The sequence below is a fragment of the Paenibacillus sp. FSL H8-0079 genome (assembly GCF_037991315.1).
GTDB lineage: Bacteria > Bacillota > Bacilli > Paenibacillales > Paenibacillaceae > Paenibacillus.
This window is the reverse complement of sequence record NZ_CP150300.1, coordinates 4,147,159-4,163,818: the sequence shown is the minus strand read 5'-3', so window position 1 is coordinate 4,163,818 and position 16,660 is coordinate 4,147,159. Positions and strand designations below refer to the sequence as shown.

Annotated in this window: 15 protein-coding genes and 1 other annotated feature; of the genes, 13 read left to right on the top strand and 2 right to left on the bottom strand. The window is 47.6% G+C overall.

Features of this window, described 5'->3' with window-relative positions:
• Positions 1-127 precede the first annotated feature (127 nt).
• Entirely contained in the window at positions 128-5,107 is a 4,980-nt protein-coding gene (locus MHI06_RS18540) for a collagen-like repeat preface domain-containing protein (protein WP_340398711.1), read from the top strand.
• A 63-nt stretch (positions 5,108-5,170) separates the two neighbouring features.
• Here MHI06_RS18540 and serA read toward each other — a convergent pair whose 3' ends face one another.
• On the bottom strand, positions 5,171-6,766 hold the full coding sequence (serA, locus tag MHI06_RS18535) for a phosphoglycerate dehydrogenase (protein WP_062835218.1): 1,596 nt from the start codon (positions 6,764-6,766) through the stop codon (positions 5,171-5,173).
• Positions 6,767-6,964: 198 nt separating this feature from the next.
• Positions 6,965-7,195: a binding site (T-box leader), on the bottom strand.
• 335 nt (positions 7,196-7,530) lie between these two features.
• Between serA and MHI06_RS18530 the strand changes: the two genes are divergently transcribed.
• From MHI06_RS18530 to MHI06_RS18520, 3 genes are read left to right on the top strand one after another with little or no spacing between them, the layout of a single operon-like run.
• Positions 7,531-8,124 carry a type II CAAX endopeptidase family protein gene (locus tag MHI06_RS18530; RefSeq protein ID WP_169482429.1) on the top strand — a complete coding sequence of 198 codons (594 nt, stop codon included), beginning with the start codon at positions 7,531-7,533 and terminating at the stop codon, positions 8,122-8,124.
• On the top strand, positions 8,121-8,573 hold the full coding sequence (locus tag MHI06_RS18525) for a hypothetical protein (protein ID WP_340398710.1): 453 nt from the start codon (positions 8,121-8,123) through the stop codon (positions 8,571-8,573). Before MHI06_RS18530 ends, MHI06_RS18525 begins: the two co-directional genes overlap by 4 nt.
• A 29-nt stretch (positions 8,574-8,602) precedes the next feature.
• A complete protein-coding gene (locus MHI06_RS18520) occupies positions 8,603-9,400 on the top strand; it encodes a metallophosphoesterase (RefSeq protein WP_340402148.1) in 798 nt (265 codons plus the stop codon).
• A 45-nt stretch (positions 9,401-9,445) separates the two neighbouring features.
• On the opposite strand, the gene MHI06_RS18515 is transcribed toward MHI06_RS18520, so the two are convergent.
• Positions 9,446-10,342, bottom strand: a complete 897-nt coding sequence (locus MHI06_RS18515; protein ID WP_340398709.1) for a polysaccharide deacetylase family protein — start codon at positions 10,340-10,342, stop codon at positions 9,446-9,448.
• Between the two features lie 94 nt (positions 10,343-10,436).
• Here MHI06_RS18515 and MHI06_RS18510 point away from each other — a divergent pair, with 94 nt between their 5' ends.
• The 9 genes from MHI06_RS18510 (at position 10,437) to MHI06_RS18470 (ending at position 16,568) form a co-directional block, all read left to right on the top strand.
• Positions 10,437-10,790: a hypothetical protein gene (locus MHI06_RS18510; RefSeq protein ID WP_169482434.1), complete on the top strand. Its 354-nt coding sequence runs from the start codon at positions 10,437-10,439 to the stop codon at positions 10,788-10,790.
• A gap of 187 nt (positions 10,791-10,977) precedes the next feature.
• On the top strand, positions 10,978-11,592 hold the full coding sequence (locus MHI06_RS18505; RefSeq protein WP_062835212.1) for a genetic competence negative regulator: 615 nt from the start codon (positions 10,978-10,980) through the stop codon (positions 11,590-11,592).
• Between the two features lie 43 nt (positions 11,593-11,635).
• A complete protein-coding gene (gene prsW, locus MHI06_RS18500) occupies positions 11,636-12,331 on the top strand; it encodes a glutamic-type intramembrane protease PrsW (RefSeq protein WP_062835211.1) in 696 nt (231 codons plus the stop codon).
• 116 nt (positions 12,332-12,447) lie between these two features.
• Positions 12,448-12,618, top strand: a complete 171-nt coding sequence (locus MHI06_RS18495) for a hypothetical protein (protein ID WP_167350887.1) — start codon at positions 12,448-12,450, stop codon at positions 12,616-12,618.
• Positions 12,619-12,739: 121 nt separating this feature from the next.
• Positions 12,740-14,086: a germination protein YpeB gene (ypeB, locus tag MHI06_RS18490; protein WP_340398708.1), complete on the top strand. Its 1,347-nt coding sequence runs from the start codon at positions 12,740-12,742 to the stop codon at positions 14,084-14,086.
• 148 nt (positions 14,087-14,234) lie between these two features.
• The gene (locus MHI06_RS18485; protein WP_340398706.1) at positions 14,235-14,888 is read left to right on the top strand and encodes a flagellar brake domain-containing protein; all 654 of its coding nucleotides are present in this window, start codon (positions 14,235-14,237) and stop codon (positions 14,886-14,888) included.
• Positions 14,889-14,951: 63 nt separating this feature from the next.
• Positions 14,952-15,176 carry a hypothetical protein gene (locus MHI06_RS18480; RefSeq protein WP_169482438.1) on the top strand — a complete coding sequence of 75 codons (225 nt, stop codon included), beginning with the start codon at positions 14,952-14,954 and terminating at the stop codon, positions 15,174-15,176.
• Positions 15,177-15,279: 103 nt separating this feature from the next.
• Positions 15,280-15,984: a (d)CMP kinase gene (cmk, locus tag MHI06_RS18475; protein ID WP_145322518.1), complete on the top strand. Its 705-nt coding sequence runs from the start codon at positions 15,280-15,282 to the stop codon at positions 15,982-15,984.
• Positions 15,981-16,568, top strand: coding sequence for a lysophospholipid acyltransferase family protein (locus MHI06_RS18470; protein WP_062835206.1), 588 nt, complete (start codon positions 15,981-15,983; stop codon positions 16,566-16,568). The genes cmk and MHI06_RS18470 overlap by 4 nt, the downstream gene beginning before the upstream one ends.
• Positions 16,569-16,660: the final 92 nt, after the last annotated feature.

Genomic DNA, 16,660 nt, shown 5'->3' with positions numbered 1-16,660 from the left:
TAATCTTGTTCAACGTGGAACATGAATCATCGTTTTATTTTGACTAAAAAGAGTGTCCAAGATAATTTTCCCTACTATGTTACATAAGCTTGAAAAACAAGCGAGTTAGAGGAGGATTGAGTTAAGCATGTCCGATGATCGAAAAAGGGTCAATATTAAAGCATTTCTGGAAGGCAGATCTTTCAGAGCGGGCTCTCCATTTATCCCCATAACATCAAGTGAACTGGAACAGTTCACATCCATTCTTGATTCTCTAGCTGTAACTATTCCTGCTGCGATCAGTCAGCCAACTTCAGCCAACATACTAGCATTGCAAAACGGGTTGCGCCAGTTGCTTACTTTTGTAAATAATTCTGGATTTCGTGCCGGGGTAAAAGCAGAATTGCAAGCCGTATTGGAATTGACGATTGCAGGCTCAGAGGTTGTGCCTGTCCCTTTAATTAATCTTGCAGGCAACTTGCAAAACTTACTGGATGACTTGTTAAGTGTGACGTTACTCCTGGAAGTGCCGCCTGCAGAAAAAGATAAACTTGTGGGGTTAATCCGTTCGATATCTGTATCCTTAAGTCGGGCAACGACGACTTTCGGAACCGGGGGCATTACCGGACCCGCTGGCCCACCAGGGGTCCCAGGAGTTCCAGGTGTACCAGGAGTTCCGGGCGTACCGGGTGTACCAGGCGTCCCTGGGGTGAAAGGGCCTGCGGGACTAGCAGGAGGAATTGGACCAGTAGGACCAGTGGGGCCAGTTGGCCCACAGGGAGCGCAGGGTCCGGCAGGAACACCTGGTGTGGGTTTAAACAATATTACTGAATATGATCCTGCACTTGGACCGACATATGCTCAGGGTCAGGTCGTTAGCTATGAGGGCAGTCTTTATGTTGCCAATGTAAACGGTCCATTGGGTACACCGGGAAGTTCCCCAGACTACACTCTTTTGTTGTCGGGTGGAACGACTGGAGCAACGGGGGCAACCGGAGCTGGTTTGACTGGAGCCTTAGCTTTTGATCCAGCGCTCGCGCAGGGTTATCCCGCAGGTCAAGTAATTACGTATAACGGTAGCACTTACATTACAAGCGTAGCTGGTCCAATAGGAACACCGGGAATTTCATCGGATTATACATTAATTGCTGCTGCAGGGGCTACAGGAGCAACCGGTGCAGGTTTAACAGGAATAACTTCTTTTGATCCAGCTCAGTCCCCGACATATCCAGCCAGTCAGGTCGTTACGTATAACGGTAGTACTTACATTACGAATGTTGCAAATCCTGGAGGAGTTCCAGGAAGCTCGCCGGACTACACGCTACTTGCGGCTGCGGGAGCCACAGGTGCAGGAACGACTGGGGCAACCGGAGCCACAGGTGTAGGATTAAGTGGCATCGTGCCGTTCGATCCGGCATTAGCACCAACCTATCCAGCTGGACAGATCGTCACGTTTGGCGGCAGTACCTACATTACGAATGTCGCATCGCCAACAGGTACGCCAGGCAGTTCGCCAGACTATACTTTACTGGCAGGATCAGGTGTTACAGGTGCGACTGGAGCTACGGGCATAGGCCTAAATGGTGCAGTTCCGTTTGACCCTGCAGTAGCTCCAACGTACCCAGCTGGTCAGGTCGTTACCTTTAATGGCAGTACGTATATAACCAATGTGGCTTCTCCTACGGGTACCCCAGGCAGTTCGCCAGACTACACATTGCTCGCAGGTGCAGGACCTACAGGAGCCACAGGGGCATCAGGTGTAACGGGAGCAACTGGTGCAGGATTGACAGGTATTTTGCCATTCGATCCAGCCGTAGCCCCAACGTATCCTTCGAGTCAAGTTGTAACGTTTAATGGAAGCACGTATATCGCCAATGTGGCATCGCCAACGGGAACACCAGGTACGTCACCGGATTATACATTACTTGCTGGTGCAGGAGCCACGGGTGTCACTGGGCCAACCGGGGCGGGGGTCACGGGAAGCACCGGAGCAACTGGTACAGGTTTGACAGGTATTGTGCCGTTTGATCCAGCAGTAGCTCCGACATATCCAGCGGGTCAGGTCGTGACGTTCAACGGTAGTACGTATATTGCGAATGTGGCATCGCCAACGGGAACGCCGGGTACGTCGCCAGATTACACATTGCTTGCGGGCGCGGGAGCAACGGGCGTTACTGGAGCGACAGGCATCGGTTTAGATGGTGTTGTTCCATTTGACCCTGCAGTAGCTCCGACATATCCAGCCGGTCAGGTTGTGACATTTAACGGTAGTACGTATATAACCAATGTGGCTTCCCCTACAGGAACACCAGGCACTTCGCCGGACTACACATTGCTTGCAGGTGCAGGTCCCACAGGAGCCACAGGAGCGTCAGGTGCAACGGGAGCCACAGGCGTGGGTTTAAGTGGCATAGTGCCATTCGATCCAGCTGTGGCGCCAACGTATCCAGCGGGTCAGGTCGTAACGTTCAATGGAAGTACGTATATTGCGAATGTGGCGTCACCAACAGGAACGCCCGGAACTTCCCCGGATTACACGTTGCTTGCCGGCGCGGGAGCAACGGGAGTTACGGGTGCAACCGGAGTTGGAGTGACGGGGAGTACAGGGGTTACAGGTGCATCTGGCGTAACAGGGGCCACAGGCGTAGGATTAAGTGGCATTGTACCATTTGACCCGGTAGTAGCACCGACATATCCAGCGGGTCAGGTCGTGACGTTCAACGGCAGCACGTATATTGCGAATGTGGCATCACCAACAGGTACGCCGGGCACATCACCAGACTACACCTTGATTGCTGGTTCAGGAGCAACGGGTGCAACAGGAGTAGGAGAAACCGGAAGTACTGGAGCAACGGGTGTAACAGGTGCAGGTCTGACAGGAGTTGTGCCATTCGATCCAGCGGTAGCGCCTACGTATCCAGTGGGTCAGGTAGTCACATTTAACGGCAGTACGTATATCGCCAATGTGGCATCGCCAACGGGAACACCAGGAACCTCGCCAGATTATACGTTGCTTGCTGGTGCAGGAGCCACCGGTGTAACGGGTGCGACTGGCGTCGGAGTGACGGGAGAAACTGGAGTTACAGGAGTTACAGGGGCATCAGGCGCAACTGGATCCACAGGCGCAACGGGCGCAGGTCTCACGGGGGTTGTACCGTTTGATCCAGCAGTATCACCGACATATCCAGCAGGTCAAGTCGTAACGTTTAACGGCAGCACGTATATTGCGAATGTAGCATCGCCGACGGGCACCCCGGGCACATCACCGGATTACACATTAATTGCGGGTGCAGGCGCAACAGGTGTTACGGGTGCAACTGGAGCTGGAGCAACGGGCAGTACTGGTGAAACCGGAGCAACTGGCGTAACGGGATTGACCGGGGGGACTGGAGTTACGGGAGCTACCGGGGTCAGTGTAACCGGAAGTACGGGATTAACGGGTACTACCGGTGAAACCGGAGCAACCGGCATCACAGGAATAACTGGGGCGAGTGGAGCTACGGGAGCTACGGGTGTCAGCGTAACAGGCAGTACGGGAGCAACAGGGATAACTGGTGAAACCGGAGCAACAGGCGTCACAGGAATAACTGGAGCGACTGGAGTTACGGGAGCTACGGGGGTTAGCGTAACAGGTAGTACGGGAACAACAGGGATAACTGGTGAAACCGGAGCAACGGGCGTCACAGGATTGACTGGGGCGAGTGGGGCTACGGGAGCTACGGGTGTCAGCGTAACAGGTAGCACGGGAACAACAGGGATAACTGGCGAAACCGGAGCAACTGGCGTCACAGGAGTAACTGGGGCGACTGGAGTTACGGGAGCTACGGGGGTCAGCGTAACAGGTAGCACGGGATCAACAGGTGTAACTGGTGAAACCGGAGCAACTGGCGTCACAGGAATAACTGGGGCGAGTGGGGTTACGGGAGCTACGGGTGTCAGCGTAACAGGTAGCACGGGAACAACAGGGATAACTGGTGGAACCGGAGCAACTGGCGTCACAGGAGTAACTGGGACGACTGGGTTTACAGGAGCCACGGGAATAAGTGTAACGGGAAGTACGGGATTAACAGGAGCTACCGGAGGCACTGGAGCAACTGGCGTCACGGGAGCTACGGGGGTCAGCGTAACAGGTAGCACGGGAACAACAGGGATTACTGGTGAAACTGGAGCAACGGGCATCATAGGATTGACTGGGGCGACTGGGTTTACAGGAGCCACGGGAGTAAGTGTAACGGGAAGTACGGGATTAACAGGAGTTACCGGAGGAACTGGGGCAACTGGAGTCACAGGATTGACCGGGGCAACCGGAGTTAGCGTAACCGGAAGCACGGGTGCAACAGGAGCGACTGGATTAACAGGAGCCACAGGTATAACCGGAGCGACCGGAGTCAGCGTAACCGGAAGCACGGGAGCAACGGGTGCGACTGGATTAACAGGAGCCACAGGTATAACCGGAGCGACCGGAGTCAGCGTAACCGGAAGCACGGGAGCAACGGGTGCGACTGGATTAACAGGAGCCACAGGTATAACCGGAGCGACCGGAGTCGGCGTAACCGGAAGCACGGGTGCAACTGGTGCAACTGGAGGAACAGGAGGAACAGGAGCCACAGGTATAACTGGGGCAACCGGTGTTGGCGTAACGGGAAGTACGGGAGTTACTGGCGCAACCGGAGCAACCGGAGTCGGTATAACAGGCGCAACCGGTGCAACGGGCGTGACAGGAACATCGGTCACGGCAGCTTCTTCGTACGCAGAGAATACGAATGGTACCATCCTTGTTATTTTGGGCGGAACAGTCGTTGCTCTTCCTGCAAACCAGAACATTGGAACAGGTATTACGGTAAATGGAGGGAATGATACCTTCACGCTGGCTACAGCAGGCAGATACTATATCAGTTACAAAGTTAATCTGACAGCAGCAATCGCCGTACAATCACGGATTTTGCTTAATGGGGCTGTAGTACCGGCGAGTGTAATCTCACCAGTGCTCTCTCTAAGCCAATTGGCAACCGATTTTATTATCACTGCCACAGCGGGTTCGACCATTCAGCTTCAATTGTTCGGGCTGATAGCCACAGCTGTTCTAGCACCACCAGGTGCCACGCTTAACATTATCCGCTTGAGCTAACTACAAAAAAGAGACGGACCCTTTGGGGTTCGTCTCTTTTGATTCCTACTGAATGATAAGTAACTATTCCAGCACGATTTCAACAGCTGTATTAATTTCTGGAAGGGCAGCAAGCTGAACAAGAACATCTTTTGGAACGGCTTTATCCACGGTCAGGATCATGATGGCAGCACCACCAATGATTTTCCGTCCCACTTGCATGGATGCGATGTTGACCTCATTTTGTCCAAGCAGAGTTCCTACACGTCCGATAATACCTGGTTTATCGTTATGGGAGATCAAGATTTGATGACTTTCCGGAGCGATATCTACCGGGAATTTGTCCAGGCGAACAATACGTTCTCCATAACCTGCAAGCAAAGTACCTGCTACACGACGTTCCTCAGCATCCTGGGTCGTAACCAAGGTTACGGTAATCAGGTTAGTAAATCCTTTAGTTGCAGAGGTTTGGCTTACAACCACATTCAGATCACGGATTTTGGCCAAATGCATGGAGTTGACGATATTAGCTTCTCCACCCAAATGTCTTGCTAGAATACCCTTCACGATGTAACGAGTGAGAGGAGACGTATCTACTTCAGAAAGGTCACCAGCGTAGTCGATCCGAATCTCCTGCACTGCATTTTGTGTAATCTGTGCTGCAAAACTACCCAATGTTTCACCCAGTTTGAAATAAGGCTGCAATTTGTTCATAACCGTTGGTGCAACAGCCGGCATGTTAACTGCGTTCTTGAACGGTTCATTGCGCAGAATGTGAAGAACTTGTTCGGATACGTCAATCGCTACGTTTTCTTGTGCCTCAACAGTGGATGCACCAAGGTGAGGTGTGACAATAATGCTAGGATGATTCAGGAATGGGTGGTCCTGAGCAGGTGGTTCACTTTCAAATACGTCAAATGCTGCTCCGGCAACAATTCCTTCGTCAATAGCTTCCACAAGTGCCATCTCGTCAACTACACCACCACGGGCACAGTTGATGATACGCATTCCTTTTTTCATAACTTCGAATTGTGGACGTGAAATCATGTGCCGTGTTTCCGGTGTTAATGGAGTGTGAACGGTCATGAAGTCCGCATTGCGAATGATATCATCTACACTAGCCAGCTTCACTTGCAGCTTCTCGGCACGCTCTTCCGTGAGGAACGGGTCGTAAGCAAGAATGTCCATTCCGAATGCTTTGGCGCGCTTGGCAACCTCACTACCGATCCGTCCCATGCCCAGTACACCCAGCGTTTTATTTCTTAATTCCACACCCAGGAAGGTTTTACGATCCCACGTACCTTGAATGGTTTTGGCGTATGCCTGAGGAATGTGTCGTGCCAGTGCCATCATCATGGCAAACGTGTGCTCACAGGTTGTGATGGTATTGCCGTCAGGTGCGTTAATAACGATGATACCACGTTGTGTAGCGGCTTCCAGATCAATATTATCTACACCAACGCCTGCACGTCCGATCACCTTAAGGTTGGTACCAGCCGTCATAATACGATCTGTAACACGAGTCTGGCTGCGAACCAAGAGGGCATCATAGTCACCAATAATGGCAACAAGTTCATCTTCACTAAGACCGGTTTTCTTTTCAACAACAACATCATTTGCATCCACCAGTTGCTGGATCCCCAGATCACTGATTGGGTCCGACACTAACACTTTGTACATGGTTTCTTCCTCCTTAGGTATGTGTATCTATATCGTCAAGGTCTGACCTCAGCGAAGAGGTATTCCTTAAAACCAGGTTGATTCTTCCGCCCAACAACGCGGTGTCGCAACAGAGGGGGAAGGTGAAGCAAATAGAGTGATCCCACAGATATCCTTTAAAATAATCAAAAAACTCTCAATCCACATACTGCTTGCGCAATAAGGGACGAGAGTTGTCGTGGTACCACCCTAATTCACCGCCGTTTCGCAACGACAGTCTTAGCGGTCAATGAAGACCGAAGAGGATAACGGGTCTAAACCGATTGCACCTACTCCAATTTCAATGCAATAACTCAGGAGCGCTCAAGACCATTTGCCTGCCACCGATTCACACCTACCATCGGCTCTCTGGAAGACGAAGCAACGTCTTTTTTCCATCATCGTGTTTAACGTGACTAATTTTTTCATAATGTATCATGGCTGACATGAGCATGTCAATAGGCTTAAATGTTTTAAATTGGATTGCAGATGTCTTGCGATTCATACTTAAACCAAGTCACCATAAGCCATGAAACAGTTACTATACATACCCTAACGAGATGGAATATATGCTGTTTGATGAACCGGATTTTACTGCTTTAATGAAGTAATGACATTGACTCAAAACCGGGACTTCGGGCAGGCCTTGAACCTATTTGGTTTTTTGGCTATCATTTAGTATACTATCCGATTGGACAACGTAATTGTTATCCATCAAATTTAACTCAAGAGGACAGACGCATCCGATGAAAAAATTCAAGATTCCCAAGTTCAAGATTCAGAAGGCTGAGCCACAGCAGCTTACCGAGCGTTTGCTTTTAATCAATCTATACTTTACACAAGGTTTAACACTGATAATCGGGGTTGTATGGATTTTATTGCAGAAACGAAACTTGTTAGATGTACTCGCATGGCCCGACAATTACCAATTTATATGGTGGGGTCTTGGTCTTGCTGGCGTAATGCTTGTTATGGACTTGGTACTGTCGTATGTTATACCTCAGGAAAGTATGGATGACGGTGGAATTAACGAGATGTTGTTTCGTGGGCGTCCGATCTGGCACATTGTATGTATAGCAGCCATTGTTGCTGTGTGTGAGGAATTATTATTCCGTGGAGCCATTCAACATGCCATCGGTCCTTACTGGACAAGTATTTTATTTGCAGTTATCCACATTCGTTATTTGCGGCACTGGATTCCAACAGGATGGGTGTTTGTCTCAAGTTATGGATTGGGTTGGATTTACATGCAATCCGGCACATTATGGGCGCCTATATTATGTCACTTTATAATTGATTTGGTGTCCGGATTAGCGATACGTTTTCGGAGGGGATCATGAATCAGCCATTAAGCAGAATGAAGACATATGGCAGTCAGCGCCATCGTCAATCGGATAAAAAAGAGACATCCGAGCGTAAGGTGGCTTCTCAAGTAAGCCTGGTTGCTGAAACGTCAGCCGCTGCTGAAGTTGGAGTTATCACACCAATAACTTCCGTTTCCATACCTAGATCACAGCGCAAGCCCTATACAGAAAAGCTGGAAAGTCCAGTACTACCACAAAGAGCACCATCACGCTACAAAAAAACGCCAACATCAACGGAAGAATCGATCCCCGAAGCGGGTTCGCTTCCTACGCGGACAGAATTACATCCTTCACGTCGACTAAAATTGAGCAAGAGGTTTGTCAATTCACTCATTTTTATTTTTGTCATGTTAACGATTAGTCTAGTTTGGTGGGGGGTAAAAGGGGCACCTGCTCTGAATACGTTCCTTCCCTTGCCGTGGTAATGCTATTCATCGCAGGTTTAATCATTTTGATGGGAGTTGTACTACTCTTTCATATGTGGCGTGAAGCCCATGTTCATCAAATGATTGAAGAAGAGGTTGAAGTTCCTCATCTGCCACCATCCTTTGACGGGGCTATGATTTTGTATGTATCCGACACGCACAAACGTAAGCTGAAGCAGAAGAATTTGGAAAACTTTAAAAACAAGGTGGACTGGCTTCTGATCGGTGGGGACGTTGCGGAAAAAGGAATCTCATGGTCCATAGTTAGACATAATATGAAACTCTTATCGAACATTGCTCCTTCGTTTACGGTGTATGGCAACCATGACAAGAGGGCGGGTACCGCTCAACTTGCTCGAATCCTTCGGGAATCTGGTGTTCAGCTCTTGCAGGATACCATCGTATATTTGCGGAGGGGCAAAGACAGAGTGAGCTTGATCGGTATAGACTATCGTTCCAAACAGGGAGATGTATTACTAGAGCAGGTCGGCGACCGTTTTTGCAAAATTGCCATCGTGCATGATCCTTTGCAGGCTCTTCGCTTGGAGCAAAATGCAGATCTAATCTTGAGCGGCCATACACATGGCGGACAATTGGTATTACCTTTTTTCGGACCTGTGTTCCTGAGCAGAGCGTATCGTCCCATATCGAATGGGTGGTATTCCCTTAAGCGTAGTCCGGATGACGTTCATCAAGAAGGCAAAATGCTTGTTAGCAGAGGATACGGGACCAATCATCTTCCTCTCCGACTAGGTTGTCCTGCGGAGATGCACATCATTACGTTAAGAGTGCCTGCGAAAAAAGCACTCATAGAAAAACAGCCTTGATCCATTGGATCAAGGCTGTTTCATTTTGATGCGCAAAATTAAGAATTAACGAGCTTCCAATTCAATTGCACGCGGATCGACAAAGGAATAGCCTTTCTTTTCGAGCTTGGTTAGCAACTCATCCAATGCTTCAACCGTCCATGGCAACTCGTGCATCAAAATATTGCTACCGGGATTTAACTGGTCCAGTACATTTTGAATAACTTTTTCTGGTTTGTTTTTGGTGCTTTTATCCCAATCAAGCGAACCATTAGACCACGTCATGTATAACATGCCATTTTTTTTCACAGTAGTCTTTAGTGCATCATTACCCGATCCAAAAGGGGGGCGGAAGAATTGCGGTTCCTCACCGATGGTGTCCTTCACTATTTTTTGGACATCTGTAACCTGTTTTGCCGCCTCAGCGATAGACATTTTTTTGAGATCCTCATGATCCCAGGCATGATTGCCTACAATCTGACCCCGTTCATGGATGAGTTTGAGCAATTCCGGATGGCTTTTCACCCGATATCCATTGACGAAAAATATCGCTTTAGCGTTATGTTTATCTAAAGTGTCGATTAGTGAAGTAATCATTTTTTCTTCTTTGGGTCCATCATCGAAAGTTAACAAGACCACTTTGCTTGGGCTCGTCTCATCATTCGGTTTAATATAATAATTTTCATTCATATGATACGTCTGTTCCACTTTCTCTTCTGCAGAACCCTGCTCCGCAGGTTCAGGTTCTTCTTCTGGCGCAGTTGATTCGCCCGTTGAAGGCTGGGTCACGCCAGTTCCGGGTTCTCCTGTTTCAGTTGGGTTAGAATCACGTTGCTCTTCTTGAATTGTGGTAGTGGGTTCGCTCGCTGGTGCCGAATTTTCTGATGTTTTTTCTTCCGCTGCCCCACAGGCTGATAGCAGCAAACTTGCAGCTATAATCAATGCGGCGGTATGTCTGAACATGATTTCAACTCGCTTTCCTGTATTTATACGGAATGAGATCGCTCGCTCCCGCAAACACTACATGTGATTTTAACACTTAAAGGAGGTTGGTGTAATGAAGGCGTCATCCTTTTTTTGGGGCATTGTAATTGGCGTAGCAGCCAGCTCGTGGCTGTCTAAAGGCAAGTTGCCCATGCTGTCTTCGGGTTCATCACGAAACATGATGGATCAGGCAAAACATAAGATGATGGAGATGACTTTCCCGGGTATGGATGGGTTCACCAGCAAGCAAAATCAACATGGCGAATCACACAAAAGCCCAGCAGCAAAAAACGTAAGCACAATCACTCCGCAGGAAAAAGAAGCGAATATGAGCATGCTCAAAGATTTTATTCGCACCAATCCGGATGTGAAGCATGAAGTTGAGCAGATTTTAACTCAAACAAACACAACAGTACCGGGTTTATAAACCAAAACCTCCAATTAGAATCATCCACAGTATTGATTTGCTGTGGAATGATTCTTTTTTTGTCGATTTTACTTCGTGCATTTAGAGGTATAAAATGATAACATAACTACATAGATTTATTTTCAGCACATATTGTTTTGTGCTTCATAATCTGTTATAAGACTTGCTTATAAAGGGGAGATCCTGTATGAAAATAGAACGACTAAGTCACGATAAGATACGGATTTTCCTGACCTTTGACGATCTGAGCGAGCGCGGAATACAAAAAGAAGATATGTGGCAGGAAATACCTAAGGTTCATGAACTGTTCACTGAAATGATGGATCAGGCCTATTCCGAACTTGGATTTGATGCCACTGGTCCACTTGCTGTCGAAGTATTCGCACTTCCCGCTCAAGGGATGGTTGTCATTGTCACCCGTGGAAAATATGATCCGCAACAATATGGTTCAGGTCATGAAGATGATCTTCCTGAAGAAGTATATGAAATGGAAGTTACACTCGAGCAAAGCGATTCCATCGTTTATGCGTTCAAGGACTTTGAAGTGCTCATTGAAGCTGCACATATGTTGCGTCAGCATGTTACGGATGCTGGGAGACTTTATTCTTATAAAGACAAGTGGTTCCTGCATTTGGAACCAGATGAGGTGGATTCCACCAAACATGCAGCATTGATTGCCTTGCTTGCTGAATTTGGTGAAGGTTCTTCGGTTACTCCAGCAGTTATGGAAGAGTATGGTAAGGTTATTATTTCTGAGCAAGCGATTGATGTTATCTGCACCCACTTCAAACGCCAGGATTAATCTCTAGTTGTAATCGCGTCTTTAGTCAGAGGAGGGAATTTCGGTGCTTTTGTTTTCGGTCTTAGCGGCAGCAGTTGCCCCGGGTCTCGCCTTGTTAACATACTTTTACCTGAAAGACCGTTATGATTATGAGCCACTTCATATGGTATTGCGAGTTTTCCTCATGGGAATTCTGATGGTACTGCCTGTGATGATTATTCAGCGTGGCATGATGATGTGGCTCGGGGATAATCCTTATCTTGAGGCCATTTTGATCTCAGGTGGTGTGGAAGAATTCGTCAAATGGTTCGTGCTTTATCATATCATCTATAATCACACCGAATTTGATGAGCCGTATGACGGGATCTTATATGCAGTTGCTGTTTCACTTGGATTTGCGACAGTTGAGAATGTGTTGTACGCCTTTGCGGGGAATGCATCCGTCTCAGCCATGTTCCTCCGGGCACTGCTCCCTGTTTCAGGGCATGCCATGTTTGCGGTAATCATGGGGTATTACATGGGCAAGGCCAAGTTTATCGGTGGCAAGAAAAAGCGGTGGTACCTGGTTCTTTCTCTCGTGTTACCTTTTTTCTGGCATGCACTGTACGATGTCATCATGAACACTATGGTTAATCATTGGTTGTGGTTTATAGCGCCACTAATGGCGGGCCTGTGGTATGGGGCAATGGGCAAAATCACACGCGCCAATAACCGTTCTCCTTTTCGTTTTGTGAAGCGGGAGGAAGAGGTTAAATTATAAAAATACGGACACACTGGTGGACATAAAGCGCATATTGCGCCTGCGGCCCTGGTGTGTTTTTATTTTTTTGCGATAAAACTCCCGGGGAATGACCAACAGAAACGGGGATCGTTGTGATGAGAATCAAAATTAAAATCAGATGCAAACAATGTGGTGAACGTTTTACATTACGAGGCAAGAAAGAACGTGGCCGGATTGAGACAGGATTCAAGCAGTGCCTCTGTGATAACAGGGACCAATTCGAAATCGAAGAGGAAGGCATGGCAACCGGGGTTCAGTTGAATTAAAAGAAGGACCCAAACGGTGCTTTAGCAGCCTGCTTGTGTAAGGACTGGAAATCGCATGCATAAGAGATCTTTCTTCGATCCACAATAGAGGTAGTGGTTTAGAAGAAAGGAGACTCTACCGATGTATAAACGATTAAGTTCAGTTATGTTTCCGATATTTGCGGTCCTGCTGGTCGGTGCGCTCGTATGGGGCTATCAGGAGAATCAGGAGAAGAATGCAATACTGATCAAGGCAGAGAATCAATATCAGCGTGCCTTTCACGATTTATCTTTTCATATGGACAAATTACATTCGGAGATTGGTAACACCTTGGCGGTTCACTCCACATCACAGGGGATGCATCGCAAAGGTTTGATGAATGTATGGCGACTCACCAGTGAAGCGCAGAATGAGATCAACCAACTGCCACTCACCATGCTGCCCTTTAACGAGACAGAGGAGTTTCTCTCCCGTATTTCCAACTTTGCTTATCGGGCATCGATGCGTGACTTGACGAACGAACCGCTAAGTGAGAAGGAAATGGGCAACCTGAAAAAGCTGTATCAGAATTCATCCGAGATTACCAAGAATCTGCAGGATGTACAGCAGAAAGTTCTCACGGACCGTTTACGCTGGATGGATGCGGAGACTGCCATGGCAACGCAAGAGCAAACGATGGACAACACGATCGTCGATGGTTTTCGTACCGTAAACAAAAAGGTACAGGAGTACCCGGAGCTTGATTGGGGCCCTTCCGTATCCAGTATTTATGCCAAACGCACGGTGAAGAAACTGGATGGTTTGCCGCTGACCAAAGAACAGATTCAGAGCAAGGCTGCGAAATTCTCTGAAGCGGATAGTAGCAAAATCCAAGTGCAGGAGAACGGCAAAGGGACAGACTGGGAATCCTACACGGCGACGATTGATCATGCTAAGAATGGAAAACTGATGATGGATTTCACCCGCAATGGCGGAATGCTCATCTCTTATAGTGATACACGTCCAATTGGAACCAAAAAAGTATCTCGTCAGGACGCCATGGCTAAAGCAGATCAATTTTTAACGAATAAAGGCTATAAGGATATGAAAGCTGTAAACTACGATGAATACGGTAATCTGGGTAACCTTACTTATGTGCACAAGCAAGGGGACACGTTGATTTATCCTGAAAAAATGTCAGTTCGTGTTGGGTTGGATACAGGCGAAGTAACCGGCTTCCAAGCAAGTGACTTTGTCTACGAACATAATGACAAGCGCAAAGTTCCGAAAGCAACTCTTACGGAGCAACAGGCGCGTCAGAAGCTTAATTCGGAATTCAAAGAAAATTATGTTCGCAAATCTCTGATTGAAAATGATTATAGCAAAGAGGTACTGTGTTATGAATTCGGCGGGAAAATAAACGGTTCTCGTTACCGGATATACATTAATGCGAATACAGGTATTGAAGAAGCGGTGGAGGAGATCAAACCGGTCAACGCAACCTCATAAACAGCTGGCGTTCTCTGAACTTCAATCGCACAAAAAATTACGGCAGACCACGATGTGGTCTGTTTTTTTCTTGTTCAATGTGAGAAAGGTCATGGTATAATAGTCCTTGTACATACGAAGATAAATACATAAAGTGGCGGTGAACCAATTGTTTCCTAATATAAATGAAATTTTATACATCCAGATTGCTTCGGCAGATGAAAAAGAGGAAAACAAAGAGTACAAATCACGCATTGCAGACATGGATGACAGTAGTTTTCTGATTGAGGTCCCGATGCAACAGGGAAGCAGTCGTCTGAAAAGGCTCTTTTTTGGCGAGGAATTGTCCATTTCATATGTTACAGAGGATGGAGTCCGGCATTATTTTAATACCTATGTCACCGGATTTGAAGAGGATGTGGTCCGTCTTGTCCGTATCCGAAAGCCGCTTCCAAACGAGATATCCAAAATTCAACGCCGCAGCTTTCTTCGTGTTCATGCAAACCTTGAAATGGCCATTCAGAGTGAGGATCTGACCCGTGCCGTGGGATTGACTGAAGATATTGGTGGCGGTGGATTGTCCATCTATGGCGAAGCAGGATTTTCGATAGCCGAAAGTCAAAAGCTGAAATGCTGGTTACTTGTTCCATATCGCAATTCAACAATTGAGCATGTGAACTTTGAGGCTGAAGTCGTACGGATCAAAACACTGGAAACCGGTAGATTGCTGTGCATGCTGAAATTTGTGCAGATTTCAGATTCGGAACGCCAGAAGATCATCAAATTTTGTTTTGAACGACAATTGGACTACCGTACGAAATAGGAATGTTGTAGCATAAAAAGAGGAATCTGCGGGTACCGTAATGAAAAAAACGGAGGATCTGTCATGAATCATCGTCATGCAACCCGCAGATATGAACGGCTCTACTATGTTTTCTCCAGGCGAATGGAACGGAGGGTTATGATTCTGATTACAGCCCTTCTAATCCTGCTTGTGGTGTATCAATTGCTGTTGTTAGTACCTGGCTTCAAAAAGAATATGACCACTATTGATCGCCTGGAAGGAACGCCAATTCAAGTGCAAACGATGAATGATCCCGAACGTCGTTGATTTGTCTGTTTTTGCATCCATGTGTAGAGTGTGGTATAATTTTCACGATGCAGGCAATGCCTGTTTTTTTATTGAGGTTTATCGTTTGAGGAGGAATGCCCCGTTGGCAAGCCAGAACACATCAGAGAACGGGAAAATGAACGTTGCAATTGACGGACCTGCCGGTGCCGGGAAAAGCACGGTGGCCCGATTGGTTGCAGAGGCGCTCGCGTATGTCTACGTCGACACAGGCGCAATGTACCGTGCGGTAACCTTGCATATGCTTCGGAAAGGTATTACACCGGAAGATGTGACACAGGTACTTCAGGAAGCCCAAAAGCTGGTCATTGATTTACAACCGGATCCCGACGGACAGAAAGTGTTCTGTAATGGGGAAGAAGTAACCTCGGAAATCCGCTCCCGTGAAGTGACGGGAATCGTGTCCCGATATGCGCAAATCGAGGGGCTGCGTACGCAATTAGTGGATACTCAGCGGCAAATGGCTTTGCGCAAGGGCGTCGTCATGGATGGACGCGATATCGGAACGACAGTACTGCCCGATGCGGAAGTGAAAATCTTCATGACTGCCAGTGTGGAAGAGCGTGCGCTTCGCCGCTTCAAAGAACTGGACCCCTCTGAAGGACTGACGTTGCAACAACTGGAGCGAGACATTGCCACCCGTGATAAATTGGATGAGAATCGGGAAATTTCCCCGCTTCGTTGTGCTGAGGATGCTATCGTTCTTGATACAACTGAGATGAACATCCATGAAGTGGTTGACAAAATCGTATCTTATTGCACAATGGTCAGAGGAGAGATCGGTCTATGATTTACACATTTTGCAGCACATTACTGCGGATCATTTACACCATTCTTTTCCGCTTGGAGGCCGTTGGACGGGAGAATATTCCGAAAGAAGGCGGCGTACTTTTATGTTCCAATCATATAAGTAACTTCGATCCTCCAACTGTTGGTATCAAAATTCGCCGTCAGGTGCGCTTCATGGCCAAAAGCGAATTGTTTGAAATTCCGGTACTCGGCCGAATTATTAAAGCCGTGGGCGCTTTCCCCGTTAAACGTGGAGGTGTCAGCAAGGAATCCATCAAGACCTCACTCAATATTTTGCGTGATGGTGAAGTGCTCGGAATCTTCCCCTCGGGAAGCCGTCATAATGATGGAGGTATCGGCAAAAAAGGAGCAGCGAGTTTTGCTCTCCGCAGTGGCGCTACAGTTATTCCTACTGCTATTATCGGTAACTACAAGGTTTTTCGTAAGATGAAAGTTGTATACGGAGCACCGGTAAGTTTGGACGAGTTCAAGGAAGACCCATCCGGAGAAGCTCTGGAGAAAGCGACTGAGAAGATTATGTCCAAGATTAACGAAATGGTGCAAACGGGCGTGCCAAGCAAGTAATGGCTTCGTCAGTAGCTGAGTGCATGTTTCCATATTTTTGAGGGAGACTAAGTTGTAGTACTCAGTGATGAAAGTGTTTTGAACTCTGCTAC

What these genes read in the sequence shown, in the direction of transcription:
- MHI06_RS18540 (WP_340398711.1), top strand. Translation starts at nt 128, where the DNA reads ATGTCCGATGATCGAAAAAGGGTCAATATTAAAGCATTTCTGGAAGGC.
- serA (WP_062835218.1), bottom strand. Translation starts at nt 6,766, where the DNA reads ATGTACAAAGTGTTAGTGTCGGACCCAATCAGTGATCTGGGGATCCAG.
- MHI06_RS18530 (WP_169482429.1), top strand. Translation starts at nt 7,531, where the DNA reads ATGAAAAAATTCAAGATTCCCAAGTTCAAGATTCAGAAGGCTGAGCCA.
- MHI06_RS18525 (WP_340398710.1), top strand. Translation starts at nt 8,121, where the DNA reads ATGAATCAGCCATTAAGCAGAATGAAGACATATGGCAGTCAGCGCCAT.
- MHI06_RS18520 (WP_340402148.1), top strand. Translation starts at nt 8,603, where the DNA reads ATGGGAGTTGTACTACTCTTTCATATGTGGCGTGAAGCCCATGTTCAT.
- MHI06_RS18515 (WP_340398709.1), bottom strand. Translation starts at nt 10,342, where the DNA reads ATGTTCAGACATACCGCCGCATTGATTATAGCTGCAAGTTTGCTGCTA.
- MHI06_RS18510 (WP_169482434.1), top strand. Translation starts at nt 10,437, where the DNA reads ATGAAGGCGTCATCCTTTTTTTGGGGCATTGTAATTGGCGTAGCAGCC.
- MHI06_RS18505 (WP_062835212.1), top strand. Translation starts at nt 10,978, where the DNA reads ATGAAAATAGAACGACTAAGTCACGATAAGATACGGATTTTCCTGACC.
- MHI06_RS18495 (WP_167350887.1), top strand. Translation starts at nt 12,448, where the DNA reads ATGAGAATCAAAATTAAAATCAGATGCAAACAATGTGGTGAACGTTTT.
- ypeB (WP_340398708.1), top strand. Translation starts at nt 12,740, where the DNA reads ATGTATAAACGATTAAGTTCAGTTATGTTTCCGATATTTGCGGTCCTG.
- MHI06_RS18480 (WP_169482438.1), top strand. Translation starts at nt 14,952, where the DNA reads ATGAATCATCGTCATGCAACCCGCAGATATGAACGGCTCTACTATGTT.
- MHI06_RS18470 (WP_062835206.1), top strand. Translation starts at nt 15,981, where the DNA reads ATGATTTACACATTTTGCAGCACATTACTGCGGATCATTTACACCATT.